Origin of the sequence: Herpetosiphon sp. NSE202, assembly GCF_042688385.1 — a bacterium.
Lineage (GTDB): Bacteria > Chloroflexota > Chloroflexia > Chloroflexales > Herpetosiphonaceae > Herpetosiphon.
Genome location: NZ_JBHUPY010000007.1, coordinates 226,899 through 253,639, shown reverse-complemented (window position 1 = coordinate 253,639; position 26,741 = coordinate 226,899). Strand labels below are relative to the sequence as shown.

The window sequence follows — 26,741 nt, the reverse complement described above, 5'->3', positions numbered from 1 at the left end:
ACTACCTCGTAATTAAAAAGTTCAAAACCGTTGCTCTAGCCATGCGATGGCTTGCTGTACGCCATGTTCAGCGGCTAATGTGCTGGCAAGCTGTTGGGCTGCTTGGTGATAATCAGTGCGTTCGCTCAAGCTGCGCAACAGTTGCGCCAAACGATCAATCTGCAATCGATTGGCTGGCACAGGCGCAGGCCCAGTTTTTAAAGCATACACCCGTTGGCCCCAAAAATATTGGTCGCCCAAAAATGGCGTGACCAAGGCTGGCTTGGCTGCCTGCAACGCGGTTGCGGTTACGCCCGCGCCGCCATGATGCACCACCGCCGCAACGCGCTCAAACAGCCAAGCATAATCCAAGCCAGTAGCGGCTAGGCAATTGCTTGGCAACTGACCTTGGCCCAAATCGCCCCAACCTTGGTTGATAATCAAGCGCAGGTTGGCTTTTTGGCTGGCTGCAATCAGCAATTGGCTTAATGCTGCGCCGCGCTCTTGGCCATGGATCATACTGCCAAAACTCACGGCGATTGGGGCTGGGCCTGCTGCCAGAAAATCACGCACTGCCGCTGGCGCTTGCCAGTTTGCTGCTGGTTCGAGCATCCAATAGCCGGTAATCGCACCAGCGTTCTGCCAGTTTGCAGGCGGCGGCGCAACCAAGGCGCTATAGGCATATAAACTTGGCGGTTGAAACTGGCGGCTACGTTGCCAAAGTTGGCCGACACTCAGGCTTGGCCGTTGCAAAATCTGCTGGCGTGCTTGGTTAAAGGCCATACGCAGCACTTGCCATTGCACCTGTTCGGCTAGCACATAGCTCATGCGGCGATAGATGGGCCAAGTCAATTGGGGCATAAAATGATGCGCCGTTTGGCTGCTAGCGCCATACGGATGCATATGCACCACCACCACCGGAATTTGCAAATGCTCAGCGAGATGTAAAGCAGGCCAGAACCCTAAACTCGCCACGATCAAACAATCTGCATCACGACAGGCTGCCAAGGCATCGGCGATTAATTGCTGAATAAGTGGCGGCGTTTGTTGGAGAAATTGTTTGATAATTGCGCCGCGACCTGCTGCCAAGCCCGCTGCCATCTGCTCAGGGTCAAGCAAAGCTTGAATCGAGCCAATCAAAGGGGCAAAGCGACAAGCATAGCTTTCGACCAATGCCCGATAATCGTGAGCGGCGGCGATAACAACTTGATGGCCTTGGGCCTGCAAACCACGTGCCAAAGCGATAAACGGCTGCACATCACCCCGCGAGCCAAGCGCCAAGATGCAATAGTTCATTGCCGAATTACACGCCGACGTTTATTCAGCGTCCCATAATCGATTGCTGCAAAATCGATGCTCAAATGATACGCGCTACAACCATATTCGGCTAGCTGACGCTGAATCTGCTGCTCAACCGCTGTACTAACCAATGTAGCATCCGCCGTATCTGCTATGGTCAAGCTGATTTGCAACTGGTCGTCTGCTGGCTGGATGATTTGATATTCTAAAATTGCTGGATGCGCTAAGAGAATGGCGCGGCGCAAGCTATCAGGGAACATTGCTTGGCGCTGACCATGTGCCGTAAAGTAGCAAATATCATCACGCCGCCCCTCGATCTGTTCAATCACCGCGAAGCTGCTGCCACAGCTGCACGCTTGCGAACTCAGGCGCAATACATCGTTCAATCGATAGCGAATAATCGGCTGAGTGCGCCGCCACAAATCGGTGACATACGGCGTAACTCGGCCTTGGCCTAAATCCTCAAAATCCAGCGCCACCAAATCCTCTTGAATGTGCAAACTGCCATGCGCACACGAGATGGCGAGCAAACCTTCGGTTGCTTGATAGATTTGCTCGATTGGAATGCCAAAAAACGTGCTAAGTTGCGCTTGTTCATCTGGGGCCAACGCATCAGCCACGCTAATCATGCGCTCAGGGCGATGCGTCAATTCGCCAGTTTGGGCTGCGGCGAGCAATTGCAACAGCAATGCTGGCGGCGCAACAATGATTGTTGGCTGGTAGGTATTCAGCATTTCAAGCTGCGGCTCAAGCGCTTGAGTCAAATCAAAATAGCGAAATTGAATCAACCGCCCGCCCAATTGTTGGTAAAGATTGCTGTTGGCACGCAGGAAAAAGGCAATTTTGGTTGGCTTGATTTGGTGCAATGTGCGGGCCAAAATCGTGCCAACCCACAGTAATTGCTCGGCGGGGCTAAGCAAAAACAAGCCGCGATGGCCCGACGTGCCCGACGAAAGCCCAACCGTCAGATCACCCAAGCGCGGCACAAAATCACGCTCTTGCTCTGCTTGTTGCGCTAGATCGAAGGCCGCTGCTGCTGGCACTTCCAAGCTATTAAATTCACGAAAGTTAGCCATCATCAAGCGTTTATCGACGACCGGCAAATTGCGCCAATCACGCAGGTCGTGGCCTTGCCAATGCTGGCGATAGAAGGCTGAATGCTGAGCCACCCACGGAATTAATTGCTGGGCTTTAGTATTTTGAAAATCTCGCAAACGCTGTCGATTCAGCCGCCAACGCCAACGTGCGCGCCCAAAATACCAAGCTGTAGTTAATGTATCGCTGATGCTCATGCCTTGGCTACCTCGCTAGCATAGATTTCTGGGCAATGGCAAGGCACAATCAATACCTCAGGGTAGGCTTGAGCAAAAGCACTCAAGCGCGCCAAGGTTGTGGCCATAGCTTTGGCATCGTCGATCATCAAATAGGTAATTGGGTGTGGCAGCACTTGTTCGCGAATCGCCCGTGAGTGCCACGCTCCATCCGCCGCCAGCAGGATTGGCCGCTGATTGGCAACATACATGCCAATTTGGCCGCGTGCATGGCCGGGCAATTCAACCAAACGCAACAGTCCATCGCCAAACAAATCGTGGCTATTGCCCAAGGCAAACAACGGCTGATCGTTAAATGTATGAATTAAATGCAGACGTTGGTGCCAAGCTTGGGGAAATAAACTTGGAATAATGCCCCGCCGCAAAGCATTAATCCCCTGAACTTGGCTAACCAACTCAAACGCCGTTGCCGAAAGATATAAATCGGCCTGCGGAAAATCGGCCAACGCGGCTACATGGTCGGCATGCGCGTGAGAAAGCACAATCCAGCCAATATCGGCGGCGCTCAAGCCATAGTTTGGCAGTTGATTGATCACTTCTAGCGCTGGCGACAAGCGCAGTGGCGTAGCCCGCCGATAGAGCGACCACGGCAAATGTTCGGTTGCGCTGAGCATCGCTTGGCTATAACCAACATCAAACAAGCCCCAGCCCCGCTGGGGATGCTCAATCAAGGCCACAACTGCATGGCAATCGATAATTTGGCTGCTGCCATCGCGCAACATATGATATTCTGGCACGCGGCAAATTCCCGTATCCAGCAAGAAAACCTGCATTTAATCCACCTTTGTTGGCTGTTTGAGGGCGGCGATTGTGCGTTGAATGCCAAGCTCAAGGCTAATTTGTGGTTGATAGCCCAAATCGTGTTGAGCAGCAACGATCGAATGGGTTTGGCTGCGCGCCAAGGCCAACACGCTATAGCGCGTCAATAATGGCTCGCGGCGGGTTACCAGACTAATACTTTCCATTATGCGTGCCATCAACAGGGCCACAGGCAAGGGCATTGGCCGTAAATCGCTCTTCACGCCCAACTCAGCCAGCACCCGCCGAATGACCGCCCACAGTTGCGGATGCTCGGCGTTGGTGATTGTGTAGGCCTTGCCAAGCGCCGCTGGTGCAGTTAACGCCAGCTCAATTGCATGCACCACATTTTCCACATAGGTCAAATCAACCAGATTTTGACCAGCGCCAAATTGGCGTAAGCGCCCAGCCCGTGCTGCCGCAATAATTCGTGGCAACAACGCTTGATCGCCCTCGCCAAAAATCGCCTTGGGCCGCAAAATGACGCTTGGCGTTGCATGGGTCAGCACCAACTGCTCGGCCTGCTGTTTGCTGGCTGAATAGAGCGAGATTGGCCGCGCCGGATAGGGCGCAGTATCGACTAAATCCAGCTGATCATGGCCATTGGAAAGAACGCTTGGTGATGAGATAAACACCAAGCGTCCAACATTGTGCGCAGCACAACCAGCCAGCACATGGGCCGTTCCGTCAACGTTAATCGCCTGAAAATCGCGGCGACTGCCCCACGGTGCCGAAAGTGCCCCGCTATGCACCACCAGATCGCAGTCAGCGCAGGCCGCAATCACTGCATCGCGCTCGCGTAAATCAGCAGTAATTGGCTTAATGCCAGCGTTCACAAGCTGTGGAACCTGCTGCCAGCGGCGACCCAAGCCCAGCACCGTATGCCCAGCTTTGTGCAGGGCCAAAGCGGTGTGCGAACCCAAAAAACCAGTTGCCCCAGTTACTAAAATGCGCATTCTTGCCTACGTTCCAAATTGGCGGTCACCTGCATCGCCCAAGCCGGGCACGATATAGCCTTGCTCGTTCAAGCGTTCGTCAAGCGCTGCCAAATGAATTTCCACGTCGGGGTGAGCGTTTTGCAAGCGTTCTACCCCTTCAGGTGCGGCGATTAACCCCAAGAATTTAATCTTGGCAGCGCCCCAAGCCTTCAAAATATCAACCGCAGCAACTGCTGAGCCACCAGTTGCCAACATTGGGTCGAGAATCAAACACACATCAATATCAGGTTGGGCTGGTAATTTGTTATAGTAGGTAACTGGCTCAAGCGAGTTATGGTCGCGATACAGGCCTAAATGCCAGACGTGGGCGGTTGGCAAGAGGTCAATCACTGGCTCGACCATGCCCAAGCCAGCCCGCAAAATCGGAATCAAGCCAATGCGTGCGCCGATGGCGTGGCCTTCCATCGAGCCTAAAGGGGTCTGAATGGTATAGGGCGCAAGCGGCATATCGGCAGTTGCTTCATAGACCAAAAATTGCGAAATTTCGCGCACCAATTCGCGGAATTTCTTTGGTTCGCTCTCGACGCGTCGCAGTAACGCCAATTTATGTAAAACCAATGGATGCGATGATACATGTAAGCCCATAACAACCTCAATACTAAAAAAACCGCAGATCGTGGCTATTGTATCCCATCTTGACAAACCCCTCTTAGGCATGGTTCAATCAACCTAGCACGTTATACCTGCGATCCTCTCCATGGAAACGTCTTCTAGTACTTCCATCCCAATCGTTACCTTACCCCTGCATAGCCATAAAGAGTATTGACATATCATAGACGGATACATCCAATTGCGGCCATAATACAGTTGTCATTTTTCTTACGTCGATGCCTGCAATCAAGCCTGCTAGAAAATATATTTGTTCCAGCTTGTATTATTTTTATACAGAATATGGACAAAACCTAGACAACATCGACTGGTTGTACTGCGCAAAAAGGAGACGGCTATGGCTCTCGAAGGTAATTTTGCTGATATGCCATTGATTGATTTGATGCATGTATTTCATCATGGGCGCAAAACTGGTCGTCTACTGATTGCGAATGCTCCATTCAAGGCGATGTTGTGGTTTTTTGATGGCGCAATTATCAATGCAGGGGTGGTCAAAAATACTTCCCACGAACGGATTTCGTGTGGTGAACAAGCGGTGTTTGATATGCTGGCCTGGGACGATGCCCAATTTGTCTTTTTACCACCCAACCCACAAGAAACGGTCAGCGTGCAAATTCAACGCTCAATTGATTGGCTGATTATTGAAGGCTTGCGTCGCCGCGACCAACCACAACGCTTGGCTGGCACGACCAAACTTCAGCCAACCTCGCGTTTGCGCTTGGTGCCAAAGCTCAGCCAAGCCAGCGACATCACCCTGACCCTCGAAGATTGGCGCATTTTGAGCCAATTAGTCCAAGAATTAAGCGTGGCTGAACTGGTTGAAGCCACTGGTTGGAATTACGATCAAACTCTCAAAGTGCTGCATCGTTTGATCGCCTTGAACTTGGTGGAGGTGTCCTGCGAGATTGTTGTTTCTCAGCGTTCGCTTAGCCCAGTTTTGATGGCTCCAAACCCTGAACATATGGTTGAAACTCGGGTGCGTGGGTTGGTTCAAGCTATCAAAGCGCGGCTGCGTCGTACCAGCGCTAGTGCGTAGGAGTGACAATGGTCAATTATAAAATTGTTATCACGGGAGCATACGCGGCGGGTAAATCGCAATTTATTCGCACAGTCAGCGAAATCGATGTCGTTGATACTGATGTTGCCGTCACACACGCTGAAGAAAAAGAATTGAAACATCATACAACGGTTGGCTTGGATTTCGGCACGTTGACGATTGATGCCGAACAACGCTTGCTCTTATTTGGCACGCCAGGCCAAGAACGTTTTGATTTTATGTGGGAAATTTTAGCTGAAGGCTGTTTGGGTTATATTGTTTTAGTTGATAGCTGTCGCCCAGCCCATTTTAACGAAACAATTGTTGTATTGGAACGCTTCGCGGAACTGACCCCCGTACCATTCGTGGTTGCCGCCACCAAACAAGATTTACCTGGGGCCTTGCCGCCAACGTATATTCGCCGCCGTTTAGGGCTACCAAACGATATTCCGATTCTCGCTTGTAACGCAACCGACTATGCGCTGGTGAGCGATGTAATCGCTACGCTGCTTGATCGAATCGACGTTTTAGCCCAAGATTCATCCTCCTCGCCTGTAACTCACAAGGAGCACTCTCATGGCTAGTCGTTCGGAGCAAATTAATACTATTTTAGGCCAATTGGTTACCAATAACGGTAACGATATTAATGGGGCCGCATTAATTAGTTCAGATGGGATTTTGATTAGCTCGCGCATGTCGGCAGATGTTAATGCCGACCGCATGGGCGCGATTGCAGCCACGATGATGGGGGTTACGACCCGCGTGGTTAACGATTTGAAAATTGGGAAGGCCAACGAGGCCATTGTTAACGCCGAAAGTGGCTATCTCTTAGTTATGCCAGTTGCTACCCAAATGATTCTGGCAATCATTCTGCGCCAACAAGCCAATCTTGGCATGATTCGGATTGAAGCGCGGGAAACTGGTCGGGCAATCGCCGAACTGATGAGTGCTTAATCAAGGAGGTAGCTCATGGCAGATCGTCAAAGTTGGGGCGTGAAAGGCACGGCCATTCTCACCGAGTTGGTCAAAATGATGGATGTTTCTGCTGCCGAAGCGCAATTACTTGGCGGCTTACACGAAAAGGCCAAAGCTCAAACCAAAGATTTTACCGATGCATTTTACAAGCGCTTGCTTGGCCACGCCGCTACCGCTGAATACCTCGATGGCGTTTCGGTAGAACGCTTGACGGGCATGCTTGGAACATGGTTTAGCGATTTGTTTCGTGGGACGTATGATGAAGCGTATGCTCAGCAACGCTTGAAAATTGGCGAAATTCATGTGCGCATCGGTTTGCCTGTGCGCTATCCGTTGGCGATGCTGGATATTATTATGCCGTGTGGTGAGCAGATTGCCGCTACGAGCAGCGACCCCACTAATGCAATTATTGCCTTCCGCAAAGTTCTAGCCCTCGATGTAGCACTGTTTAATCAAGCCTACGAAGATAACCAATTGGCCCATTTGGCCGATTTGGTTGGCGGCGAGCGCCTTGCCCGTTTGTTGCTTGCTGGTCAATAGGCTGAACCTAGCTCAATTGCGGCGTTGTAAGGCGCGAATTTGGGCTAAGCAGCCAGCAAAATCCCAAATTAAATCCTCATGTTCGAGTCGTAAAACCTGCCCACCAATCTGGAGCTCAATCTGATTGAGCAACGGAATCAGAATACATGTGCCTTGCGGCGGCGTATTACCATCGTGTAAGCGCCGTCGCGCTACGTTCATGCCCTCGCTGATTAATTGTTGGCTTAGTTGCTCGATTAAGCTATCACCTAGCCAGAGATCGTTGATCTGCTTGGCGTGAATGAACTGCTGCCAATTGGTGCTAATAAAGGTAATTCGTCGAAAGCGTTGGGCTAAAATTGGCTGCGGCAAGCTTTGCAATTGGCCAATTTGGAGTCGCCAGTAGCGCTCTTGAGCACGAGGATGCGCTGGTTGCTCGGGGATTAGCTGACTGCGGGTGGCTTGGCTCACATGATTTATTTCTGCATACCAGCGAATTTGACCGCCCTCAGCACCAAACGCCTTGGTTTGATACCATGCCAAAATGCCAGCAGTCATGCGCCGTGGGGCGTGGGCTAACGGAACCCGATACCAATGCTGCTCCTGAATCCGTTGCCAATCTGCTTGGTTATTCAAGACTGCGACTAAAACTGGCGTATTGGCTTCTGGCATAACCTACTCCACATCAACAAGTTCAGGCGCAAAGCGTTGGAGATCGCTGCGCGCTCGTTCAAGCGCCAAATCGCCTGCCTTAACCTCAAGCATCAGATCGTAATCGCGCTGGAATGGCAACCGTAGCAGGCTGATTAATTCAAATGGATTGGCCAAATCGCTGTGCTCATGCCACGTTGGCAGCAATAATTGTTGGCGTTGACCAAGCCGAATTTCGGTTCTAGGTGAGCTAAAATGCACTTTGGGCTTGCGTTGGCTTGGCCAAGTCGCCAGCGCATATTCTAATCCAGCGCCAGCATTGAGTTGGGCTGGGTTGTAAAGTTGATGATGTAGCCAATCGAAAATCACCGGAATCTTAGTTTGGGCATGAATGTGCAATGCATCGAGCAAGCTCCAAACTCGGCCATCGGCCTCTAGGGCTAAGCAATTGAGAACTGCGGAATCAAGCTGCTGCAAACTGGCGACCGTTTGCGCCAAGGCCCAAGCTCGATCGCCATATTGCGCCCCGATATGGACTACAATCACTGGATCATAGCTGCCAAGCTGGGACAAAAAGTCTGCTGCACTAGTTAAATAATTCAGCGCATACTGGCGAATATGCTGATCATGGCTATTGAGCAGCACATTGCTTGGCGCATGATAGGTTAGGCGAATTTTGGCTTGTTGGGCATAATTGCCAATTAAGCTGAGTTGATCGGCGGATTCGGGCCAGCTATTCAGCAATTCATACGGCCAGGCTGGCAAACGATAACAATGAATGTGTTGTTGGTCGAGATAGCGCAGCACATCGTAAAGATACAAAACCCATTGACTTAGGCCTTGCTGGTTGGGCGCTTGTAAATCAGGTCGTTTCAAAATGCGGCCACTCAGGCCAAGATAGCGCATTGGTAACTCCACAAAGGCTGGTTTGGGTGAAGATTGCCAGCCTCTGTGGAATGGATGCTATGCAATACATAGCTGGTAAATCTATTCACTCGCTTTGGTTAGATACACTTGATCACGATTTTTGGCATGGGTTGCTGCGCAATTTGCGAAACTGCTCAAACGTTGCATAATAGCTGTTTAGATTCGTTGCTTAGGCTAGGAGTCGGTGGTGGTTGATTCGCAGCAGATTCAATTATTGGCTTTCGATTTAGATGGAACGTTGGTCGATTCGGCGCAAGGGATTGTGGATACGGTCAATCAAGTGTTGGCGGAACATGGCTTTGCTGGAGCTGAATATCGCCAGATTGCACCATGGATTGGCTTGCCATTGCAGGTTTTTTGGGAACGCTTGACCGATTTTGGGCCTGAAAACTATGCGATTTTGACCGAGCGCTATCGTACAATCTACCGTGAGATTGCGATTCCGAGCAGCCGTTTGTTTACAGGCGTGGCCGAAACTATCAGCAAATTAAAATCTACTGGCTATCGGTTGACGATTGCTAGCTCGAAAATTACGCCAGTGAGCGCTGCCGTATTGCAGCAAGTTGGCTTATTTGAGTATTTTGATTTGCTGATGGGCAACGATTCGGTAACTCAGCCCAAGCCGCATGCCGAGATGTTGGAAAAAACCTTGGCCTATTTTGGCCTGAATGCAACCCAAGCACTGATGATTGGCGACACGACCCACGATATTACGCTTGGCCATAACGCCAAAGTTGCGAGCGTAGCGGTTACAACAGGCACGCATGATCTGGCAACGCTCAGCGCAGCCCAACCAGCAACGATCTTAAATCAGCTCAGTGAGTTGCCCGCGTGGTTGGCTCAAAGCGCGCAACGCTGAATGGTACAATAGAGCTATTACTTGAATTGGAGGATTGTATGCCACAATATAAAAATCGGATGTATCGCAAGGAATGGCTTTCGGAACGCCGCAAATTGGCCCGCGCCTTGGAAGGCCTTGAACAAAACTGGGATCTTGAGGCTGAAGGCATTGTGTTGCCAACCGATGACGACGGTACTGCCTTGAGCGTTGAGCAATTACGCGAACGCATTGCTGACCTCGATGGTAAGCTCGAACGCTATCCTAATCCGCAAAAATAACTCAGTTTCCCTCGCCCACTGAACGCGGGCGAGGGGAGCAAGCTTGGGGAGCACAGCAATCAGGCCAAGAACACCGTAAAAGCCCCTCGCCTGCTGGACGGGAGAGGGGCTGGGGTGAGGGGATTCATCTAAATCTTTTAAGAATCAAATAGAAACCTCAATAAAAATGACTTGCGTTAGACCACTGACAGCCGTATCATGATGTATGGCGGCGACTGTTGATCGATGGGATGAACAGCGGCGACCAACCTAAGGAGTAATCAACGATGATTCGTACCCTCGTGCATGCCAAAATTCACCGCGCCACCGTCACTGGGGCAGACCTCAATTATGTTGGTTCGATAACCATTGATGAGGATCTTTTGGAAGCAGCGGGAATTTGGCCATTTGAACGGGTTCAAGTAGTCGATGTTAATAACGGTGCGCGGCTCGAAACCTATGCAATTGTCGGCGAACGTGGCTCGGGCACAATTCAACTCAACGGTGCTGCGGCGCACTTAGTCAATGTTGGCGATTTGGTGATCATCATGGCCTATGCCCAAGTTGATGCCAAGCCCGAAGAATGGGAGCCAACCGTGGTCTTTGTTGACGAACAAAACGCGATTACCGAGGTCAAGGCCTTGCAGCCTGCTGGTGGTCGTTAGTTGTTGTGAGGAGTGTGCCATGGATTGGGTTTTGGCCCATCCATGGCCTTTTTTTATATGAGCTTACTTGCTGTTGCCGATGCTCAAGCGGCGATTCTTGAGCGCATGACCACCCTCGCCAGCGAATCAATTGCGTTAACTGAGGCCTTAGGTCGCGTCTTGGCCATGTCCATGTATGCCGATCGCGCTGCACCGCCATTTGCTAACTCGGCTATGGATGGCTATGCGGTGTTGGTTGGCGATTTGGCTCAAGCCAGTGCCGATCAGCCTGTATCGTTGCAGATTATTGAACGGGTTGCGGCGGGAGCGGTGCCAAAGCATGAACTGCGGGCTGGCAGCGCAATTCGGATTATGACTGGCGCTCAAGTTCCGGCTAATGCTGAAGCGGTTGTGCCCTTCGAGGAAACCGACGAAGGTCAGCCCAACGCCCAATCTGAGGTTGTGCGGATGTTTCAAGCAACCCAGCACGGCAATAATATTCGCCCAGCGGGTGAAGATATGCAGGCTGGAGCCTTGGTTTTAAACGCTGGGCAGGTCTTGCATGCTGGCAGCATTGGGGTTTTGGCTACGATTGGCGCGGCTCAAGTGCCAGTGTTTCGCCAACCACGCGTCGCAATTATTGCAACTGGCGATGAGTTGGTTGATGTTGGCGTTGAGCCAAATCCTGGCCAAATTCGCAACTCGAATGGCTATGCCAATGCCGCCCAAGTGCGCGAAGCGGGAGCGGTTCCGATCTTAATGCCAATTGTGCCCGATAATGCTGAGGCCTTGCGCGCAACTTTAGCCCAAGCAGTGGCCGAAGCTGATGTATTGTTGACTTCTGGCGGCGTGTCGGTTGGCGATTATGATTTGGTCAAGCAAATTTTGAACGAAGTTGGCAAACTAGAATTTTGGCGCGTGCGTATGCGCCCAGGCAAACCCTTGGCCTTTGGCTCGATCAATGGCAAACCAATTTTTGGCTTGCCTGGTAACCCAGTTTCGGCCATGGTGTGTTTTGAGCTGTTTGTACGGCCTGCGTTACGCAAGCTTGGCGGTTATCAACAGCTCTTTCGGCCTAGTGTTTGGGCGAAACTGCTCGATGCCGATTTGGAAAGCAACGAACGTCGCCAATATTTGCGGGTGATTGTTAAAAGCAGCGCTGAAGGCTTGACTGCTCAATTAACCGGTGCTCAAGGATCAGGCTTGGTTAGCTCGATGGCGCGAGCAAATGGCTTGTTGATTGTGCCAGAGGCAAGTCGTGGCATTATTCGTGGTGAATACGCCGAAATTGTGCTGTTTGGCGAATTGCAATAGTTGATGGAGTACGGCGGATGCCATTTGAATCATTTCAAGATCTGATAACGATGCTGGTGGTAATCGTGGTACTCCAAGTGAGCTTGGCTTTTTTGTTGATTGGCGTGCGCAAATGGCGACCAACTACCTATAAGCGCTACCCACGGATTAGCCTGCCGCCAACCAGCGACGATCGCCATGAATTTCAGTTGTATATGTCGGGCGAAGAGCTATTTCCGGCGATGTTGCAGGCTATTGAATCGGCACAACGCTTGATTTTGCTTGAAACCTTTATTTTCAAAGGCGATGAATTAGGCCAAAAATTTCGCGATGCTTTGATGCGCAAAGCCCATAGCGGCGTGGCCGTGTATGTGATTGTCGATGGGTTTGCGAATTTGGTGGTGCCGCGTAAATTCAAAAAGTTTCCTGCTGAAATTCACTTGTTGACCTATCCTGCTTTTCCGCGCTTATCGCAAATTTTCGATATTGGTTCGTATGCACGTGACCATCGCAAACTGTTGGTTGTCGATAATGACGTAGCCTTTATTGGGGGCTACAATTTAGGCGAATTGTATCGCACCGAGTGGCGCGACACCCATGTGCAAGTGCGTGGGCCGATTGTGCGCAATTTGGCCGAGATGTTTGCCTCGCAATGGAATCGCTATCGGCGGCGCTTGCCTCGGCTCAACATCGACCTTGATTTGGAATGGCAATCGACGGTGCGGGTGCAACGCAACGATGCTGGGCGTTTGGTGTTTCCAATTCGTTCGATGTATCTCGATGCAATTGAACGAGCTGAGCGTTTTGTCTACATCAGCAATGCCTATTTTATTCCTGATCGGGCAATTTTAGAGGCTTTGGTGCTCACTGCGCGGCGTGGGGTTGATGTGCGGATTTTGGTGCCAGCTGAATCGAACCATGTGTTGGCTGATTGGCTGGCGCGCCATTATTTTGAATTTTGCTTGCGCCATGGAATTAAAATTTTTCTGTATGAAAACGCCATGATTCATGCCAAAACAGCGACGATTGATGGCATTTGGTCGACGGTTGGCACGGCCAATCTTGATCGGCTGAGTTTGGCGGGCAACCACGAAATTAATCTTGAAATTTACAATGCGGCCTTTGCTGAACGCATGGAAGCCATTTTTGCCTGCGATATGACCAATGCCCGCGAATTGACCTTGGCCGAATGGATTAAGCGTCCTTGGTATACCAAGGCTGCCGAGCTGGTGCTCTCGCCACTGTGGCCGATTTTATAGAAATGGAGCAAGCATGCTCAAACGCAATGAATCGTTGGCTTTTGGCCGCCCATTTTTGATTACGGTGATTGCGATTGGCTATGTGCTGACCGCACTGGTTGAGATTGGCGTGGCCTTGTTGGGGCGCGTGCCGGCCTTCTTGCAATCGTTTATCTTATCGGAAGATCCAATTGTGTTGGTTGTGACCGCCTGTTTTCAGATTGTGATGGGATTGGCGCTGTTTCAAGGCTGGCGCATCATGTGGTGGGTGGTGATTATTAGCGCCTATGTTTCGATTGGTGGCTACATTTTAGATGGTTTATTGGGCGAGCGCTGGGCTTGGGGCGGCATGTTGTGGAATGTGATTGTGTTGGCCTATATGAATTCGCGTGATGTCGAAGCCTTTTTTGGCCGCGAAGTCTATTATTAAGCCTGCAAGGCTTGGGCGATGAGGCCTTCCTCGGTTTCGTGCTGCTTCAGAAAATCGTTGAGATGCGGGCTTTGTCGCCAGCGTAAGGCCATTGGGGCAACTGCTTTGATGTCGTTGGGTGTAGCCCGAAGCCGATCATCAGCAGCAGCGCGGGCGCGGGCGGCCTCGAGCAACACAATTTCGGCGCGATGCGAAGGAATTGCCAATTGAGTAATGATCTGCATCGCATAGCGTTCAGCAGCTTTGGTTAGATGAACGTTGGGCAGCAACTCGCGCGCTTTGAGTACATCGAGCCGCAGTTGGGTAGTTGCTTGGGCATAGGCCAGGCGAAAGGCTGTGCGGTCTTGGCGAAAGGCAATTGCGCGGCGATAAATTTCAAGCCGTTCGCGGGCGTTTGGCTGCGGGCCAACCCATACCCGTAAGCCCAAACGATCCAAGATTTGGGGTCGTAACCGACCTTCCTCTGGGTTCATCGAGCCAATGAGCACCAAGCGACTTTGATAGAGTTTGACCATTGCCCCGCGACGCACGAAGGTTTGTCCTTGGGCTGCTGCATCGAGAATCGCATCGATCACCGCGTGATCAAGCAAATTAATTTCATCGACATAGAGCAAATTATTGTTGGCGCGGGCCAAAACCCCTTCTTCGAGCAGGACGCGTTGTTGTTCGATGGCGACGCGTTCGTTCAGACCGCCGACCACATCCTCTAAGCGAGCGTTGAGTGGCAGCTCGATTAAGCGCATGAGATCATCTTTGAGCCGTGATTCGCCGCGTTCGAGGTAGTCGAGGCAAGTTGGGCAGAGGTCGCTCTCGTCGTCGGGGGGGCAATTATTCTCGCAGCGCGAGCGTTTGACCAAGGGCATAATATCGAGCAAGCCGCGCACGGCGGTGGTTTTGCCCACGCCATAGGGGCCACTTAACAAAACCCCACCCACAGCGGGATTGACTAAGGCCAAGGTAAGCGCGGTTTTTAGCTCGCTTTGGCCGACAATTCCCAACAATGGGTAGGGTAGCAGCTCATTCATAGGGTTGGTTATTTCTCGCTAACGCTGCGGGTTGCCGCAAAAATTTCGAGAATTTCGGTAATTGCCTGTTCGCGTTCGCCCTCGTTGGGTGAGCGAATTGCATTGGTAACGCAGGTTGAGAGATGTCGTTCGAGCACGAGAGCATCGACTTTTTCGAGTGCGCGGCGAATAGCTAAGGTTTGGCGCAGCACATCGATACAGTAGGCATCCTCTTCGAGCATGCGTTGCACGCCGCGCACATGGCCCTCGATACTTTTGAGTCGCCGAACTAAGGCTTCAGTTTGTTCATCAATCATGAACTTGACCTAACTACCTATGCTGCTTCAGCAGCAGCACGGGTTTCATTGACTGGCCGTTTTAAGAAGGCGTGAAGCACCTTGTTAAATTGTGCTGGCTCGTCAAGGAAGGGAAAATGGCGACTTTCTGGCATCACAAAAACTTGCGTGTTGGCCATATCGCGTTGTAAGAAAATATCTGCCTGATTAGGATTGACAATATCGTCACGAGCGCCATGGACAACCAAGGTCGGAATCGTCAATTGTTCGAGTTCAGGCCGCAGATCGGTGCGCATCATCGAGCCAACGGCGCGGCGCAAACTTTCTTCGGTTGGCTTAACGCTATCGTCGAGAATTTCGCCGTAGGCGGTATCGTTGACATTGCCCAAAAACCAGCGAAACAAAAACTTGGTGACGACTGGCACGCGGGCCATTGCTCGCGAAACATACTGATTATCGGTGAGTTTGAGCAAGCCTGAAAGCGATGTACCAACGATTGGAGCACCAATAGCCGCAACTCGGCTAATCCGATTGGGGTGGCGGATTGCAGTTTTGAGCGCGACCATTCCGCCCATTGAGTGGCCGACTAGCGGAACCTTATCGATGCCCATGGCATCTAAAAATCGAATCACTTGATCAGAGAAATTGGTAATGCTAATACTCTTGGCAGTACTTGTTTTATCTGAATCACCAAAACCCCAAAAATCGAACGAATATGTGCGGAAATCTTTGGAAACGAATTCCATCGTCGGCATCCAATATCGCCACGAACCGAGCCAGCCGTGAAGAAATAGGACTGGACGACCACGCCCAAAGGTCTCGTAATGCACAACTTGGTCATCAATGACGATTACGCTCATGGTGATGCTCTCACGTTGCAGACTGCTGTCAACCAAACTATACCATACCGCCTAAAGCTCGGCAACGCAGCATTGCTTGCTAAAATGGGTTGTGGTTGAGTGGTCGCTGTAGTGTACCTGTGATACGACGTTTATGTCAATTCTCAAAAGTAGGGTCTACACGGGTGACAGATGGGTTGCTTTTGGCGGGTACAATGGAGTTTTGGTCGTATAAGAGGTCGGGTTATGTCAGATTTTCGCACCCAGATTCAGGCCTATATTCGTGAACAAGCTTTACCGATCGATAAATATAGCCATCAACCGCGCTTATATCAGTTGGCGACAACACTTGGCGAAGGTTTGGTCTATGATGATGATGTGTTGTATGCGGCAGCATGGTTGCATGATCTTGGGGTCTTTATTGGTCATCGGCCTGCTGAACCATCAGAATTGGCTGCTTGGGATAATGTAGCCTATGCCTTAAAAACCGTGCCAGATTTATTGCACCAATGGCAATTTCCAATTGATAAGATTGCAGCGGTTTTAGCGGCGATTGCTCAACATAGCCCGCAGCAAACCCCAACCAGCCTTGAAGCCAGGTTATTGCGCGATGCTGATATTTTGGAGCAACTAGGGGCAGTAGGAATCTTGCGAATTGTCAGCAAGGTTGGTCGTGATACGCGCTACCCAACCTTTGCCGAAGCTTTGGCGACCTTAGAGCAGAATCTGCATCATTTGCCAAACCAATTGCAGCTTGCTAGCGCCCAGGGTTTGGCTGAAGCCCGAATTGCGCTGCTAGCCCAATTTATTAGGGCTGCCCAAGCAGAAGCGCAAGGGCAGCCGTGGTAAATTTAGGCTTGTTTATGCAATTTGAACCAGTAGCCCATGGCGAAGGCTAAGCCAACCCCAAGCACGAGCGCGATGCTGAACCAGAGCAATAATGATGATTCAGACTCGGCTGGCGCAGGAGCTGCTTGCTCAAGCACTTGATCCTTGAGCACTGGCGGCTCCAAGCTGATTGTATCGGGCGATGAAGTGCCATTCGGCTCGATTAGTGGCTCGTTCAAGGGATTGCCAGCCATGGCGGTCGCTTGTTCAGGGCTAATGCTACGGGCCATATCGCTCGTATCGCTCATTGGACCTGAGCCAGCAGCGTATGGTTGGGCCGGCGGTGGATAAGCCCCAAGCATTGCATCGGCAGCTCCACCAGTTGGTTGTTGTAGCAGTGCCATCTCTGGAGTTGGCATGGCTGCGCTTCTTGCCGTGCTCATTGATGTCGCTGCAGGATTTTCATTTTCGTTTTGCTGGGATTGAACAGCAGCTGATTCAGTGCTGATTATGCGCGATTCAGGAGCCATAGTCATCGATTGCTCAGCCTGATTAGTAAGCTGTAAGCCAACCGTCAGCATTAAGGCGAATACGCCAACCACCGTGACCCAACGTGTCCAGCCGCTGAGCCAGAGGCTGCGTTTGGGCGCATGCAGGGCAGGGTCGAGCGTAAAACTACGTGGCGGTCGAACAGGCGGGAGGTCTTGCAACAACGCCTGCATCGAGCGCAACTCGGCAAATTCGACAGCTAAGCCAGGATCGTGCTCAAGCTGTTGATCCAACTGAGCTTGCTCGGCGGCGCTAAGCTGACCATCGAGGGCTGCCGAAAGAAGTTCTTGGTGTTGTTCAGATATTGGTGTCATTGCATACCCACTTGTGTCGTCATATCAAGCTTAACGTTCGGCAGTTGGCAAAAGTTCCCGACTTTTAAGATAATCGCGCAACTTTGCCCGTGCTCGGCTGAGCCGCGATTTGACGGTGCCCAGTTGGGTATCAGTAGCTGCCGCGATTTCCTCGTAGGCAAAGCCTTGAATATCGCACATAATTAACACTGCGCGTTGATCTTCGGGCAAAGTTGCCAAGCCTGCTTGAATGGCTGCTTGCAACTCGCGATTGATCATATGCTGATCGAGAGGCAGCGATTGATCTTCAAATTGCTCGCCTGGGCTATCATCGTCGCCAGCAAGCATTTGATCCATCGAGGTGGTGCGGCGGCGTTTTTGGGCGCGCAACACATCGTAGCACGCATTGGTGGCGATGCGTAGCAACCAAGCAGCAAACGAGCCTTCGCGAAAACGTTTAATTGCCTTAAATGCCGAGATAAAGGTATCTTGGGCCACATCGGCAGCGCTATCGCTATCGCCCAGCATTCGATAGGCCAAGCCATAGACCCGCCCTTCGTACATGCGCACTAATTGATTGAAGGCTTCAACGTCGCCAGCTTTGGCGGCGCTCACCCATTGTCGTTCTGCATCGGTCATGCAGGCCATTCCCCCAAGCCCATAACGGGTTCTGCTCCAAAAGGTGGTCGGAAGCAATAGATCGTATCATAGCATATCAAGGCCTTATTCGTTAGTATCAGGCCCCAACGGTTTGCGCAAGAGATCGAGGAACAATTGGGCTGCATTCGTAATGTGGCGGTCGCGATGATGCACCACGTTATACACCCGCCGCGTTGGCATATTGGCCAAATGCAATTGACGCAAGCGCCCAGCCGCTACTTCGCGGCGCACAGCCATGGCTGGCACTAAGGCGATGCCTAAGCCAACTTCAACCGAGCGCTTAATCGCCTCAAGATTGCCAAGCACAATTGGCTGTTTAGGGCGAATTTGCTGCTTGGTGAGCAACTCGCTGACGCTTGCTTGCAAAGCCGAGCCTTCTTCGCGCAAGAGCATGCGTCGCCCATGCAAGGCTTCGAGATTAATCTGTTTCAAGCGTGCCCAAGGATCATCGGGGCTGACGATGACCACCAATTCGGTGCTGAGAAATGGCCTCACGATCAATTGATTGTGGCTAATCGGCGAACCAACCAGCGCCAATTCAAATTCGCCAGAAATCACTTGAGCCAGCAATTGCTCGGTGTTACCAGTACCAATGTGGACGACAAATTCTGGGTGTTCCCAGTTGAAGCGTTGCAGCAAATCGGGCAGCGCATAGGTGGCTAAGGTGTTGCCAACGCCCAAGAGCAAGGTGCGTTCGCTTTGGCCCGCAGCGGCGCGCACCGCCTGTTCGGCAATTCGTTCGAGCGCAATCATTTGCTCGGCGTGGGGTAAAAGCGCTCGCCCAGCAGCGGTTAGCTCAATGCCACGGCTCAGCCGCTCGAACAAACTCACACCGAGTTCGCGTTCGAGCGTTTGGATTTGTTGGCTAACCGTCGGTTGCGTGAGATCGAGTTGCTCGGCAGCGCGAGTAAAATTGCGGCTTTGGGCAGCGGCCACAAACATGCGCAGTTTTTGTAAATCCAGCATAGGGTTTTCTCATAGGTGCGATTGTGGTTTGCACTGTAGCACAATTTTAAGCCAAAACAAAAATCGCAGCATTGGTTAAGATGCTGCGATTGAAAACATGCTGTAGGTGAGAAGTTTAAGGTTTGTTATAGTTGCGTTCTTTGGTGACTAAGCGGCCATCGCCAGCATTGACCTCGACCTTGAGCGTAATTCCAGCGCCACTTGGATAGCTATCAGGCACGCTGAAACTGGCCCGGTATTGGCCAGCGACTTCCTGGGCGACCTCACCATAGAAGCTGGTCAATTGCTCTTTGGATGGGGTTTGGTAGATCATCGCTTTGGTATCGCGTTGCAAATCTTCCAGCAATTTGCCATCAAATTCTGGGCTGGTCAAGCCAATAATATAGGTAGGAATTTTGGCTTTGGCTGCTTTGGTCACAATGCTATCGTAAGTATCGCCTTTGCTGGCGGTATCAGCGCCATCAGAGATCAGCACGATAAAGGTGCGGCCTTCTGCGCGGCGTAATTGGGTATAGCTGATTGCCAAGGCATCATAAATTGCTGTTTGGCCTTCGGCTTTAAGCTCGGTAATGCTTTGGCGCACTGCGCCAATATCGTCGGTTAATGAGTGATCAACCGTGACCATCGTGCCAAAGTGAATTAAGCCAAGATTGGTATTTGACGGTAGCTGATCGATAAAATCAAGCGCAGCAATTTTGGCTGCATCTAAACCGCCATCAGTTAAGCCTTCTTTGCTGGGACCCATACTGCCGCTCGTATCCATCACCAACATAATATTCAGCGGATCGCGAATCTTCGAAAGATTGACCCATGAGAAGGTTTCAATTTTATTATTATTCTCAAAGACGCTGACATTTTGGCGTGGGACATCGGTTACGACCCCGGTCGGGCGCATAATACTCAGATACATATCAATGTCGGGATAGCCCGTATCATCGATGCGATTAATCTCAACTCCATTGACATCGCTGAGGATTGCCAAGCCTGTGCCTGGTTTGTCTGGTTGGAAATCGGTGCTTGGGCCATTGGCTTTGGCCTGGCCAAACTCAGTATCCGCTGCTTTATCCCGCTGCGATAAACCATAGATGACTAAGAACATAATGATTGCCGTGCCAATTGCACCGACCAGCCATTTCAGCTTTGAAGACTTCTTTTTGGCAACTTGGGTAACTTTGCCTGCTAACCAATCTTGGATTTGTTGGCCAAGCTCTTGGGCACTTGGGCGTTGTTTTGGATTGGCGGCAGTGGCGCGTTGTAAAATGCTCGCTAAGCGGCCATCAATTGCTGGCAACATGGCTAAAGGATTCCCTTGGGGGGCAACTTGGCCGCTAATCATCCAGGCAATTAAGGCTCCGATATAATAGCTATCGCCTGCTGGGCTGGGCTGTTCGTTCACTGGCAATAATTGCGCTGGAATTGGCGCAGCTTTTTGGCCCAAACTGGAATCGATTTTTGGCACAATTGTGCCTTGCGAACCAAGGTCGAGCAAACTTGGCCCATACAAATTGCTACTGGTGAGTGCAGTGCGTTGGCGATGGTTAAATTCGGCTGTTTCGATGAGGCCTAAGGCATATTGGGCGGCAACCGGCGCAGGCAGGCTGCCAGCTGTATCCAAGAGTTGTTGCAGCGATAAAGCCTGAACATCTAAAATAGCGACCTCGCTGCCTGCCTGCTCGGCAATTTGTACCACCATTTGTTGTTTGCGCAAGGCATCGGGAATGCGGCTTTCCCACCAAACGAGGTAGGGAATGCCCGCTTTTTTGGCCATAAAAAAACGCCGATGACTCGACTGCTTGCCACAAGCACCGATGATTTCAAAGGGCGCGGGCAGGTGCGGATAGGTTAACGTAGACATTGCCTCTACACTTTCTACATCAATTTTCGTTTAAGGGGAGAAATTTTCTCAAAGGCGATTATATCATGCCATGCAAGTGGCTAGCTATGCGATAATGCTGTTATGAAAAAAGTACATCGACCCAAAATTGTAACCTTAGCTGTGCGCCTAACCATCACGATGGTGGCGGTGAGCGTTGTGCCTTTAGCATTAATCGCGATCATTATTCTGATGGGTGTACGTATTAGCGAAGCTGATCGTCGCAGTGTTGAATTAAATAATCAGCTTGAGTTGTATATTGCCTTTGCCGAGCAACTGATAGCCAGCGATGGCGATTTACAATCGGCAACCAATATTCTGCTGAGTCGGCCAATTGGCAATGGCGATGGCGCAATTCGGGTCTTTGGGAGTGCAGGCCAAATCTTTGGGGCCAACGGCTCGAACTCTGCTTTGCCAAGTCGGGCTGCTGCTAGCCAATTTGTAACCAGTATTCCAACCGTGTTTGTGGGCGAGGCCCGTGGGCGACGTTATGTGGCAGGCCAAGTGCGTTGGCAGCAAAAAGTTGTGGGGGTTGTTGAGGTTTCACAAAGTGTTACCGACGAGGATCGCTTGTTGCGTGTGCTGGGCCGCTTTGTCTTTATTTCGATTGCTTTGGCTTTTGCGGCAGCCTTTTTAGGCTCGTCGTTGGTAGCCCGTTGGTTGGCGCGACTGATTGGCCAATTGCGCGCAACTGCCGAACAAGTGGCCGATGGCGATCTGACCGAACGGGCGCTTGAGCGTGGCCCCTCGGAAATTATTCAGCTTGCGCGTTCAATTAACACCATGACTGATCAATTGGCCGAGCGTTTATCACGGATCGAGCAACAATCGGAAGCCCAACGGCGGTTTTACCGTGATGTTTCGCACGAGTTGCGCACGCCAATGATGGCCTTGGGTGGCTACTTGGAAAATATTGAGGATGCTGAGAACGCCGACGAACAAGCGCAATCGATTCAGGCAATGCAGGCCGAAATTGCGCGGCTTGCCCGTTTGGCCGATGAGCTTTTGCGCAATGATGCTCAACCAAGCCTGACCCTTGGCCCCAAACAAAGCCTCGATCTTGGCGAAATGATTTATGAATTGGTGCAGAATTTGAGTGGGCGTGCCCAACGCAGCGGGGTTGAATTGCTGGCCCAAGTTCCGCCGCGCCCAATTGCAATCGACGCTGATCGTGATCGTTTGAAGCAGGCTTTGTTGAATTTGTTTGATAATGCCTTGCGGGCCACGCCTCCTGGCGGCCAAATTATTATGCGGGTCAGCTTAACCGCCGATCAAGTTGTGATCGATGTTCAAGATACTGGCGAGGGCATTCCGGCAGCTATGCGCGAAGCAATTTGGGAGCGCGGCGTGCGCGGTGCTGAAGGTGGCTCGGGCCTTGGCTTGGCGATTGTGCGGGCGATTCTGCGCGCGCATGGCGGCGATGCAGTGCTGATTCCTAGCGAGCAAGGTGCACATATTCAATTAAGCCTGCCATTGGAATAGTTTAGCCAAGATGATTCCTGACGATTGGTAAATCTAACAGCGATTTAGGGCTAATGTAGACGATTGAGATAAACCAGAGGCTGAGCCATGCCAAAATCATGCTGCGCCCAGATCGATATGCATGCGGATTAACTACATGCTGAACCAGAATCAAACTAAAGCTTATTAACATTCCAAGCACAATGTTGGTGGGGCTAACCATATAATAATGTTTATCGGCGCTTGGAATTGCCAATCTGAATATTGCTCTGAGGCCTGCTGAATTATCCAGCAACGGGTATAGCATCGTCGCACTTGTACTACTAAGCAACCATGTCAGCCCGATCCAAATATGCTTTTTAGGATTCAGGGCTAGCAGCATCCCGCAATTGAACAGGAGGCTGGCAATAAATCCATAGCGCAAAAGTTTGTAGTGAAGCTCAATGGCCTGGGTTAGATTGCCATCGGGAGCATAGATGCGATCGTATTCTAACCAGAATGGGCCAATGAACCAAACAAGCGCCAAACATGCTGGCAAATCCCAGCCATAAACCATGCTTTGCCACCAAGGTTGTGGTCGATCAATTTCTGCTACTGCGACGCTATCCATTGCAAAACTCCTAGCATAAAAAGCTTAGAATGAGTGTAGCAATCCCAAGCGAGCAGCTAGAGCAACTTTGCAGCAATTTAGGCGCAGCAATAGCGCAATTTCAGAGGCAGCCTGAATGATTCAGCATGCGTATGAGCAGTTAGTGAGCGCTGCCGATTGCCAAGCCTGTTACGAGCAAACCCTTGAGCGCTATCCAGTGCAGCGGGTGCGCATCAACGGCCACGAATGGGAAATTTGCGATACTGGCGGCAATTTGCCTGGCTTGTTGATTTTGCCTGGTGGCTTAGCGCGAGCCGATTTGGCTTTTCGTTGGCTGGATCGTTGCCAGCAGCGCTATCGGGTGCTTAGCCTTGCGTATCCCAACACAATTGATAAGCTCGCTGATTTGGCGACCAATCTGCAAGCCTTATTCAATTATTTGCAATTTGAAGCGAGTTGGATTGTGGCTGGCTCATATAGCGGCTTGATTGCGCAGGCAGTTTTACACTATCGCCCTCAATTAGCTCAAGGCTTGCTGCTTTCGGATACTGGTGTGCCGCGGCGTTGGCGTTGGCTATGGCTTAGTTTGCTGCATCCACTGGTCGCGATCTTGCCATTGGGCTTGGTACGTTGGCTGTTTTGGCGCGGCACGCAGCAATTTTTGCAGCCAATGGCCACCATGCTGCGGCCATTTTGGGCTGAGCGGTTGCAGCAAAATCTGCAAAAAATGCAACGCCACGATTATCTGAGCTTGCTGCGCTGGTGGCGCGAGCTGGATTGGCATTTGGGTGCAGCGCGGTGGCATGGCAAGCTGGCCATGATTGTGGCTGAACACGATGGCTTGTTTGGGCGGCGTGATCAAGCATTATTGCGCCAGTATTACCCGACGGCGAGCTATTATCGCGTGCCACAGGCCCAACATTGCGCTTCGCTAGCCCAAATTGATGAATATATTGATTATGCGTTGGTGCAGATTGAGGCGACATAATGCGATTGTTGGCCCTGTGGTATTTGCTTGACCGCTGCTGGCGTTGGTTGGTGTTGCGGCGCTTTTTTGCCAAGCCCAAGCCTGCTGCGCCTGATGATTGGCCAAGCATTGATTTAATTCAGCCTTTGACCCATGGCGTATTCGATTTGGCCACAACGTTGGAGCAACGGCTGAAGTTGCGCTATTCTGGCCAGCTTAATCATTATTGGGTGGTTGATCGCGCTGATCAGGCAACATTTGCAATCTGTGCTGCGCTACAGCAAAACAATCCAAATCATGCAATTACCATTTTGCAAATTGAGCCTGATTGGGGCCGCTTGGCCTCGAAATTGGGTAAGATGCGCGCAGCGTTGGCCCAAGCCCAAGCCGATGTGGTTTGGTTTGTTGATGACGATGTGACGTTGCCGCTTGATGGCTTGCACCAAGCAATTCCGTATCTGTTACAGCCACAGGTTGGGGCGATTTTCGGCTTGGCCTGTTATACGAATTGGCAAAATTTGCCTTCGGCTTTGATGAGCAATTTTGTGAACGCCAATGCCTTGCCAAGCTACGTGGGCGTAGCGACGCTGACCGAGCCATACACGATTACTGGGCATCAATTTGCCTTGCAACGCAGCGTATTTGAGCAAATTGGTGGTTTTGAAGCCATGCATGGGCGAATTGATGATGATCATGAGTTGGCGCGGCGGGTACAAGCACATGGCTTGCGCAATCTACAAACGCCATTAATCTACAGTGTTGATAATTATTTTGCCAACCTCAAGGCCTATGGCTTGCAGATGGAGCGCTGGTTTACGATTCCGCGGGTGTTGATGTTGCCTGAGCTTAATCAGCGCGATAAGTTAGTAACTGGCCTGACGAGCGCTGCTCAGCCGATTCCGCCGCTGTTGGCGTTGGCAAGTTTGCCTAATGCGAAGCTACGGCCTTGGTTGGTGGCTTGTTTGGCGGCGCAATTGAGCTTGCATGCTTGGCAAATGCGGCGTTATTGCCAGCAAACAACGCCGTGGTGGGCTTGGCCGTTGAGTATTTTGGGAACATTGCTTGACCCATTGCTGATGCTCTGGGGCTTGCTTGGCGATGACACAATTGTTTGGCGTGGCGAGCGCATGCGGTTGCGGCATTTGGCAGCAGCGCAGTGGTTGGGCAAGGAGCAAAATCATGATTAAACGGCTTTGGCTGCTGTTGTGCGGCTTAATGCTTGGCCAACGCTGCTGGAAGTGGTGGCAAGTTTGGCGTTTTTTTCGCCAGCCCACGCCTCAATCGCAGCGCGAGCCAGCGACAACTTTGGTGAGTTTGCTGCAACCAATTTTGAGCGGCGATCCGCATTTAGCAACTTGTTTACGGGCTAACTTGGATGCACCAAGCAGCTATGGGCGCGAATGGTTGTGGCTGATTGATGACAATGATGCGGTAGCGCAGCAACTTTGCCATGAACTGCAAGCTGAATATGCCAACCAAACAATTCGGATTATCAGCTTGCCTGCACCTGCGGAGCGGGTGAATCCCAAAACTTTCAAGTTAATTGCTGGTTTGGCGCAAGCCCAAGGCCAGATCATTTGCGTGCTCGATGATGATACTAGCCTGCCAGCCTATGGCTTGGAAGCGTGTTTGCCATGGCTGGATCAAGCGGGCGTTGGCTTGGCGTTTGGTTTGCCCTACTATCGCTCGTTTGATAATGCTTGGTCGAGTTTGGTGGCGCTGTTTGTCAATAGCAATAGCTTGCTGACCTATGTGCCCTATATTCAAGTGAGCAAGCCATTTACGATTAATGGCATGTTCTATGCGTTGCGGCGCGACGTGCTGGAGCAATTGAATGGCTTCAATGGCCTAGAGCATATTTTGGCCGATGATTTTGCGGTGGCGCAACGGGTCAAACAGGCTGGCTTGGGCTTGCAACAAACCAGCATGCGCCATGCAATTCGCACGACCGTGACCAATGCTCAGCGTTATCGGAGCTTGATTCAACGCTGGTTTATTTTTCCGCGCGAATCGTTGTTGCGCCATTTGAATCGGCGCGAACGCAGTTTGTTGTTGTGTTTGGTGATTGTGCCAACCATGTTTCCTTTAATTTTGGCAATTGTAACCGTGCTGCGCCCAAGCCAACGCCAGCGCTGGTTTAGTGCGATCTACACGCTGTTTGGGCTATTGAATTTCATCCAAATCGATCAGCAGTATCTTGAGCAATCCACGCCACGCCGCTATTGGCTGCTCGTGCCATTTTTAGAATTGCTAATTCCCCTGCAATTGATTCAGGCTTTGCTTGCCCCGCAGCGCATCGTTTGGCGCGGCCATGTGATGGATGTCGAAAAAGGCGGCGAATTTCGGTTTGTGCAGCGTCGGGATGAGCAATGAGTTTTGATCCACCAAGAGCACGAAGAGCACGAAGCGCGAAACCGCGAAGAACGCAAAGAGCACGAAGGGAATGAGGCTCTAGGCTATGGGCTTTTGGACTTTGGCTTTAATCCTTCATCTCGCATAATTCATCCTTCGGTGCTCTGCGCCTCTGCGTTAAAAACCAGCCGTTTTAGCCACGAATTGCACGAATTACACGAATAAGCACTTGGGACTCA

General features: G+C 51.2%; 30 protein-coding genes. 15 read left to right on the top strand and 15 right to left on the bottom strand.

What is annotated here, in order from left to right; translation table 11 throughout:
• Positions 1-21 precede the first annotated feature (21 nt).
• From ACFMKP_RS10750 to upp, 5 genes are read right to left on the bottom strand one after another with little or no spacing between them, the layout of a single operon-like run.
• Complete coding sequence (locus ACFMKP_RS10750) at positions 22-1,275, bottom strand: glycosyltransferase (protein WP_382291676.1); 1,254 nt, start codon at positions 1,273-1,275, stop codon at positions 22-24.
• Positions 1,272-2,570: a F390 synthetase-related protein gene (locus tag ACFMKP_RS10745; protein WP_382291674.1), complete on the bottom strand. Its 1,299-nt coding sequence runs from the start codon at positions 2,568-2,570 to the stop codon at positions 1,272-1,274. Before ACFMKP_RS10745 ends, ACFMKP_RS10750 begins: the two co-directional genes overlap by 4 nt.
• Positions 2,567-3,382 carry an MBL fold metallo-hydrolase gene (locus ACFMKP_RS10740; RefSeq protein WP_382291672.1) on the bottom strand — a complete coding sequence of 272 codons (816 nt, stop codon included), beginning with the start codon at positions 3,380-3,382 and terminating at the stop codon, positions 2,567-2,569. The genes ACFMKP_RS10745 and ACFMKP_RS10740 overlap by 4 nt, the downstream gene beginning before the upstream one ends.
• Positions 3,383-4,363, bottom strand: coding sequence for an NAD-dependent epimerase/dehydratase family protein (locus ACFMKP_RS10735; protein WP_382291670.1), 981 nt, complete (start codon positions 4,361-4,363; stop codon positions 3,383-3,385).
• A 6-nt stretch (positions 4,364-4,369) separates the two neighbouring features.
• The gene (gene upp / locus ACFMKP_RS10730; RefSeq protein ID WP_382291668.1) at positions 4,370-4,990 is read right to left on the bottom strand and encodes a uracil phosphoribosyltransferase; all 621 of its coding nucleotides are present in this window, start codon (positions 4,988-4,990) and stop codon (positions 4,370-4,372) included.
• Between the two features lie 361 nt (positions 4,991-5,351).
• Between upp and ACFMKP_RS10725 the strand changes: the two genes are divergently transcribed.
• From ACFMKP_RS10725 to ACFMKP_RS10710, 4 genes are read left to right on the top strand one after another with little or no spacing between them, the layout of a single operon-like run.
• Complete coding sequence (locus ACFMKP_RS10725) at positions 5,352-6,050, top strand: DUF4388 domain-containing protein (RefSeq protein ID WP_382291666.1); 699 nt, start codon at positions 5,352-5,354, stop codon at positions 6,048-6,050.
• Positions 6,051-6,058: 8 nt separating this feature from the next.
• Positions 6,059-6,634, top strand: coding sequence for an ATP/GTP-binding protein (locus tag ACFMKP_RS10720; protein ID WP_382291664.1), 576 nt, complete (start codon positions 6,059-6,061; stop codon positions 6,632-6,634).
• A complete protein-coding gene (locus ACFMKP_RS10715) occupies positions 6,627-7,004 on the top strand; it encodes a roadblock/LC7 domain-containing protein (protein ID WP_110515036.1) in 378 nt (125 codons plus the stop codon). The genes ACFMKP_RS10720 and ACFMKP_RS10715 overlap by 8 nt, the downstream gene beginning before the upstream one ends.
• A 15-nt stretch (positions 7,005-7,019) precedes the next feature.
• Positions 7,020-7,565 carry a protoglobin domain-containing protein gene (locus ACFMKP_RS10710; protein WP_382291662.1) on the top strand — a complete coding sequence of 182 codons (546 nt, stop codon included), beginning with the start codon at positions 7,020-7,022 and terminating at the stop codon, positions 7,563-7,565.
• A 12-nt stretch (positions 7,566-7,577) separates the two neighbouring features.
• On the opposite strand, the gene ACFMKP_RS10705 is transcribed toward ACFMKP_RS10710, so the two are convergent.
• Positions 7,578-8,216, bottom strand: a complete 639-nt coding sequence (locus tag ACFMKP_RS10705) for a hypothetical protein (RefSeq protein ID WP_382291660.1) — start codon at positions 8,214-8,216, stop codon at positions 7,578-7,580.
• A gap of 3 nt (positions 8,217-8,219) precedes the next feature.
• Entirely contained in the window at positions 8,220-9,101 is an 882-nt protein-coding gene (locus ACFMKP_RS10700; protein WP_382291658.1) for a hypothetical protein, read from the bottom strand.
• Between the two features lie 208 nt (positions 9,102-9,309).
• Between ACFMKP_RS10700 and ACFMKP_RS10695 the strand changes: the two genes are divergently transcribed.
• The 6 genes from ACFMKP_RS10695 to ACFMKP_RS10670 all read left to right on the top strand — a co-directional run bounded on the left by ACFMKP_RS10695 (position 9,310) and on the right by ACFMKP_RS10670 (position 13,825).
• On the top strand, positions 9,310-9,981 hold the full coding sequence (locus ACFMKP_RS10695) for an HAD family hydrolase (RefSeq protein ID WP_382291656.1): 672 nt from the start codon (positions 9,310-9,312) through the stop codon (positions 9,979-9,981).
• A gap of 38 nt (positions 9,982-10,019) precedes the next feature.
• Positions 10,020-10,241 carry a hypothetical protein gene (locus tag ACFMKP_RS10690; protein WP_054537251.1) on the top strand — a complete coding sequence of 74 codons (222 nt, stop codon included), beginning with the start codon at positions 10,020-10,022 and terminating at the stop codon, positions 10,239-10,241.
• Positions 10,242-10,507: 266 nt separating this feature from the next.
• Entirely contained in the window at positions 10,508-10,885 is a 378-nt protein-coding gene (gene panD, locus ACFMKP_RS10685) for an aspartate 1-decarboxylase (RefSeq protein ID WP_054537250.1), read from the top strand.
• A 57-nt stretch (positions 10,886-10,942) separates the two neighbouring features.
• Positions 10,943-12,178, top strand: a complete 1,236-nt coding sequence (gene glp, locus ACFMKP_RS10680; protein ID WP_382291653.1) for a gephyrin-like molybdotransferase Glp — start codon at positions 10,943-10,945, stop codon at positions 12,176-12,178.
• Between the two features lie 17 nt (positions 12,179-12,195).
• Positions 12,196-13,416, top strand: a complete 1,221-nt coding sequence (locus tag ACFMKP_RS10675) for a phosphatidylserine/phosphatidylglycerophosphate/cardiolipin synthase family protein (protein ID WP_382291651.1) — start codon at positions 12,196-12,198, stop codon at positions 13,414-13,416.
• Positions 13,417-13,429: 13 nt separating this feature from the next.
• Positions 13,430-13,825, top strand: coding sequence for a hypothetical protein (locus ACFMKP_RS10670; protein WP_382291649.1), 396 nt, complete (start codon positions 13,430-13,432; stop codon positions 13,823-13,825).
• On the opposite strand, the gene ACFMKP_RS10665 is transcribed toward ACFMKP_RS10670, so the two are convergent.
• Genes ACFMKP_RS10665 through ACFMKP_RS10655 form a run of 3 tightly spaced genes read right to left on the bottom strand, consistent with a single transcriptional unit; the run spans position 13,822 to position 15,985 of the window.
• Positions 13,822-14,850 (bottom strand): ATP-binding protein, encoded by a 1,029-nt coding sequence (locus ACFMKP_RS10665; RefSeq protein ID WP_382291647.1) that lies wholly within the window; start codon positions 14,848-14,850, stop codon positions 13,822-13,824. The two genes, ACFMKP_RS10670 and ACFMKP_RS10665, sit on opposite strands and share 4 nt — an antisense overlap.
• Before the next feature lie 8 nt (positions 14,851-14,858).
• Entirely contained in the window at positions 14,859-15,146 is a 288-nt protein-coding gene (locus ACFMKP_RS10660) for a metal-sensitive transcriptional regulator (RefSeq protein WP_012187950.1), read from the bottom strand.
• A gap of 17 nt (positions 15,147-15,163) precedes the next feature.
• Complete coding sequence (locus tag ACFMKP_RS10655; protein WP_204756276.1) at positions 15,164-15,985, bottom strand: alpha/beta fold hydrolase; 822 nt, start codon at positions 15,983-15,985, stop codon at positions 15,164-15,166.
• Positions 15,986-16,210: 225 nt separating this feature from the next.
• Here ACFMKP_RS10655 and ACFMKP_RS10650 point away from each other — a divergent pair, with 225 nt between their 5' ends.
• Positions 16,211-16,813 carry an HD domain-containing protein gene (locus ACFMKP_RS10650; protein WP_382291644.1) on the top strand — a complete coding sequence of 201 codons (603 nt, stop codon included), beginning with the start codon at positions 16,211-16,213 and terminating at the stop codon, positions 16,811-16,813.
• A gap of 2 nt (positions 16,814-16,815) precedes the next feature.
• On the opposite strand, the gene ACFMKP_RS10645 is transcribed toward ACFMKP_RS10650, so the two are convergent.
• From ACFMKP_RS10645 to ACFMKP_RS10630, 4 genes are all read right to left on the bottom strand, one after another.
• Complete coding sequence (locus ACFMKP_RS10645; RefSeq protein WP_382291642.1) at positions 16,816-17,655, bottom strand: anti-sigma factor family protein; 840 nt, start codon at positions 17,653-17,655, stop codon at positions 16,816-16,818.
• 30 nt (positions 17,656-17,685) lie between these two features.
• On the bottom strand, positions 17,686-18,273 hold the full coding sequence (locus ACFMKP_RS10640) for a sigma-70 family RNA polymerase sigma factor (RefSeq protein ID WP_204756273.1): 588 nt from the start codon (positions 18,271-18,273) through the stop codon (positions 17,686-17,688).
• An 84-nt stretch (positions 18,274-18,357) separates the two neighbouring features.
• Entirely contained in the window at positions 18,358-19,260 is a 903-nt protein-coding gene (locus tag ACFMKP_RS10635) for a LysR family transcriptional regulator (protein ID WP_382291639.1), read from the bottom strand.
• Between the two features lie 115 nt (positions 19,261-19,375).
• Positions 19,376-21,115 carry a VWA domain-containing protein gene (locus ACFMKP_RS10630; RefSeq protein WP_382291637.1) on the bottom strand — a complete coding sequence of 580 codons (1,740 nt, stop codon included), beginning with the start codon at positions 21,113-21,115 and terminating at the stop codon, positions 19,376-19,378.
• A 102-nt stretch (positions 21,116-21,217) separates the two neighbouring features.
• On the opposite strand from ACFMKP_RS10630, the gene ACFMKP_RS10625 reads away from it, so the two are divergent.
• Complete coding sequence (locus ACFMKP_RS10625) at positions 21,218-22,615, top strand: sensor histidine kinase (RefSeq protein WP_382291635.1); 1,398 nt, start codon at positions 21,218-21,220, stop codon at positions 22,613-22,615.
• A 1-nt stretch (position 22,616) separates the two neighbouring features.
• Here ACFMKP_RS10625 and ACFMKP_RS10620 read toward each other — a convergent pair whose 3' ends face one another.
• Entirely contained in the window at positions 22,617-23,204 is a 588-nt protein-coding gene (locus tag ACFMKP_RS10620; protein ID WP_382291633.1) for a hypothetical protein, read from the bottom strand.
• Positions 23,205-23,319: 115 nt separating this feature from the next.
• Between ACFMKP_RS10620 and ACFMKP_RS10615 the strand changes: the two genes are divergently transcribed.
• The 3 genes from ACFMKP_RS10615 to ACFMKP_RS10605 are packed head-to-tail and all read left to right on the top strand — an operon-like array spanning position 23,320 to position 26,523.
• Positions 23,320-24,171: an alpha/beta fold hydrolase gene (locus ACFMKP_RS10615; RefSeq protein ID WP_382291631.1), complete on the top strand. Its 852-nt coding sequence runs from the start codon at positions 23,320-23,322 to the stop codon at positions 24,169-24,171.
• Positions 24,171-25,337 carry a glycosyltransferase gene (locus ACFMKP_RS10610; RefSeq protein ID WP_382291629.1) on the top strand — a complete coding sequence of 389 codons (1,167 nt, stop codon included), beginning with the start codon at positions 24,171-24,173 and terminating at the stop codon, positions 25,335-25,337. The genes ACFMKP_RS10615 and ACFMKP_RS10610 overlap by 1 nt, the downstream gene beginning before the upstream one ends.
• The gene (locus tag ACFMKP_RS10605) at positions 25,330-26,523 is read left to right on the top strand and encodes a glycosyltransferase family 2 protein (protein WP_382291627.1); all 1,194 of its coding nucleotides are present in this window, start codon (positions 25,330-25,332) and stop codon (positions 26,521-26,523) included. The genes ACFMKP_RS10610 and ACFMKP_RS10605 overlap by 8 nt, the downstream gene beginning before the upstream one ends.
• Positions 26,524-26,741: the final 218 nt, after the last annotated feature.

Coding starts and splice junctions, on each gene's coding strand:
- ACFMKP_RS10750 (WP_382291676.1), bottom strand. CDS start 1,275: ATGAACTATTGCATCTTGGCGCTTGGCTCGCGGGGTGATGTGCAGCCG.
- ACFMKP_RS10745 (WP_382291674.1), bottom strand. CDS start 2,570: ATGAGCATCAGCGATACATTAACTACAGCTTGGTATTTTGGGCGCGCA.
- ACFMKP_RS10740 (WP_382291672.1), bottom strand. CDS start 3,382: ATGCAGGTTTTCTTGCTGGATACGGGAATTTGCCGCGTGCCAGAATAT.
- ACFMKP_RS10735 (WP_382291670.1), bottom strand. CDS start 4,363: ATGCGCATTTTAGTAACTGGGGCAACTGGTTTTTTGGGTTCGCACACC.
- upp (WP_382291668.1), bottom strand. CDS start 4,990: ATGGGCTTACATGTATCATCGCATCCATTGGTTTTACATAAATTGGCG.
- ACFMKP_RS10725 (WP_382291666.1), top strand. CDS start 5,352: ATGGCTCTCGAAGGTAATTTTGCTGATATGCCATTGATTGATTTGATG.
- ACFMKP_RS10720 (WP_382291664.1), top strand. CDS start 6,059: ATGGTCAATTATAAAATTGTTATCACGGGAGCATACGCGGCGGGTAAA.
- ACFMKP_RS10715 (WP_110515036.1), top strand. CDS start 6,627: ATGGCTAGTCGTTCGGAGCAAATTAATACTATTTTAGGCCAATTGGTT.
- ACFMKP_RS10710 (WP_382291662.1), top strand. CDS start 7,020: ATGGCAGATCGTCAAAGTTGGGGCGTGAAAGGCACGGCCATTCTCACC.
- ACFMKP_RS10705 (WP_382291660.1), bottom strand. CDS start 8,216: ATGCCAGAAGCCAATACGCCAGTTTTAGTCGCAGTCTTGAATAACCAA.
- ACFMKP_RS10700 (WP_382291658.1), bottom strand. CDS start 9,101: ATGCGCTATCTTGGCCTGAGTGGCCGCATTTTGAAACGACCTGATTTA.
- ACFMKP_RS10690 (WP_054537251.1), top strand. CDS start 10,020: ATGCCACAATATAAAAATCGGATGTATCGCAAGGAATGGCTTTCGGAA.
- panD (WP_054537250.1), top strand. CDS start 10,508: ATGATTCGTACCCTCGTGCATGCCAAAATTCACCGCGCCACCGTCACT.
- glp (WP_382291653.1), top strand. CDS start 10,943: ATGAGCTTACTTGCTGTTGCCGATGCTCAAGCGGCGATTCTTGAGCGC.
- ACFMKP_RS10675 (WP_382291651.1), top strand. CDS start 12,196: ATGCCATTTGAATCATTTCAAGATCTGATAACGATGCTGGTGGTAATC.
- ACFMKP_RS10670 (WP_382291649.1), top strand. CDS start 13,430: ATGCTCAAACGCAATGAATCGTTGGCTTTTGGCCGCCCATTTTTGATT.
- ACFMKP_RS10665 (WP_382291647.1), bottom strand. CDS start 14,850: ATGAATGAGCTGCTACCCTACCCATTGTTGGGAATTGTCGGCCAAAGC.
- ACFMKP_RS10660 (WP_012187950.1), bottom strand. CDS start 15,146: ATGATTGATGAACAAACTGAAGCCTTAGTTCGGCGACTCAAAAGTATC.
- ACFMKP_RS10655 (WP_204756276.1), bottom strand. CDS start 15,985: ATGAGCGTAATCGTCATTGATGACCAAGTTGTGCATTACGAGACCTTT.
- ACFMKP_RS10650 (WP_382291644.1), top strand. CDS start 16,211: ATGTCAGATTTTCGCACCCAGATTCAGGCCTATATTCGTGAACAAGCT.
- ACFMKP_RS10645 (WP_382291642.1), bottom strand. CDS start 17,655: ATGACACCAATATCTGAACAACACCAAGAACTTCTTTCGGCAGCCCTC.
- ACFMKP_RS10640 (WP_204756273.1), bottom strand. CDS start 18,273: ATGACCGATGCAGAACGACAATGGGTGAGCGCCGCCAAAGCTGGCGAC.
- ACFMKP_RS10635 (WP_382291639.1), bottom strand. CDS start 19,260: ATGCTGGATTTACAAAAACTGCGCATGTTTGTGGCCGCTGCCCAAAGC.
- ACFMKP_RS10630 (WP_382291637.1), bottom strand. CDS start 21,115: ATGTCTACGTTAACCTATCCGCACCTGCCCGCGCCCTTTGAAATCATC.
- ACFMKP_RS10625 (WP_382291635.1), top strand. CDS start 21,218: ATGAAAAAAGTACATCGACCCAAAATTGTAACCTTAGCTGTGCGCCTA.
- ACFMKP_RS10620 (WP_382291633.1), bottom strand. CDS start 23,204: ATGGATAGCGTCGCAGTAGCAGAAATTGATCGACCACAACCTTGGTGG.
- ACFMKP_RS10615 (WP_382291631.1), top strand. CDS start 23,320: ATGATTCAGCATGCGTATGAGCAGTTAGTGAGCGCTGCCGATTGCCAA.
- ACFMKP_RS10610 (WP_382291629.1), top strand. CDS start 24,171: ATGCGATTGTTGGCCCTGTGGTATTTGCTTGACCGCTGCTGGCGTTGG.
- ACFMKP_RS10605 (WP_382291627.1), top strand. CDS start 25,330: ATGATTAAACGGCTTTGGCTGCTGTTGTGCGGCTTAATGCTTGGCCAA.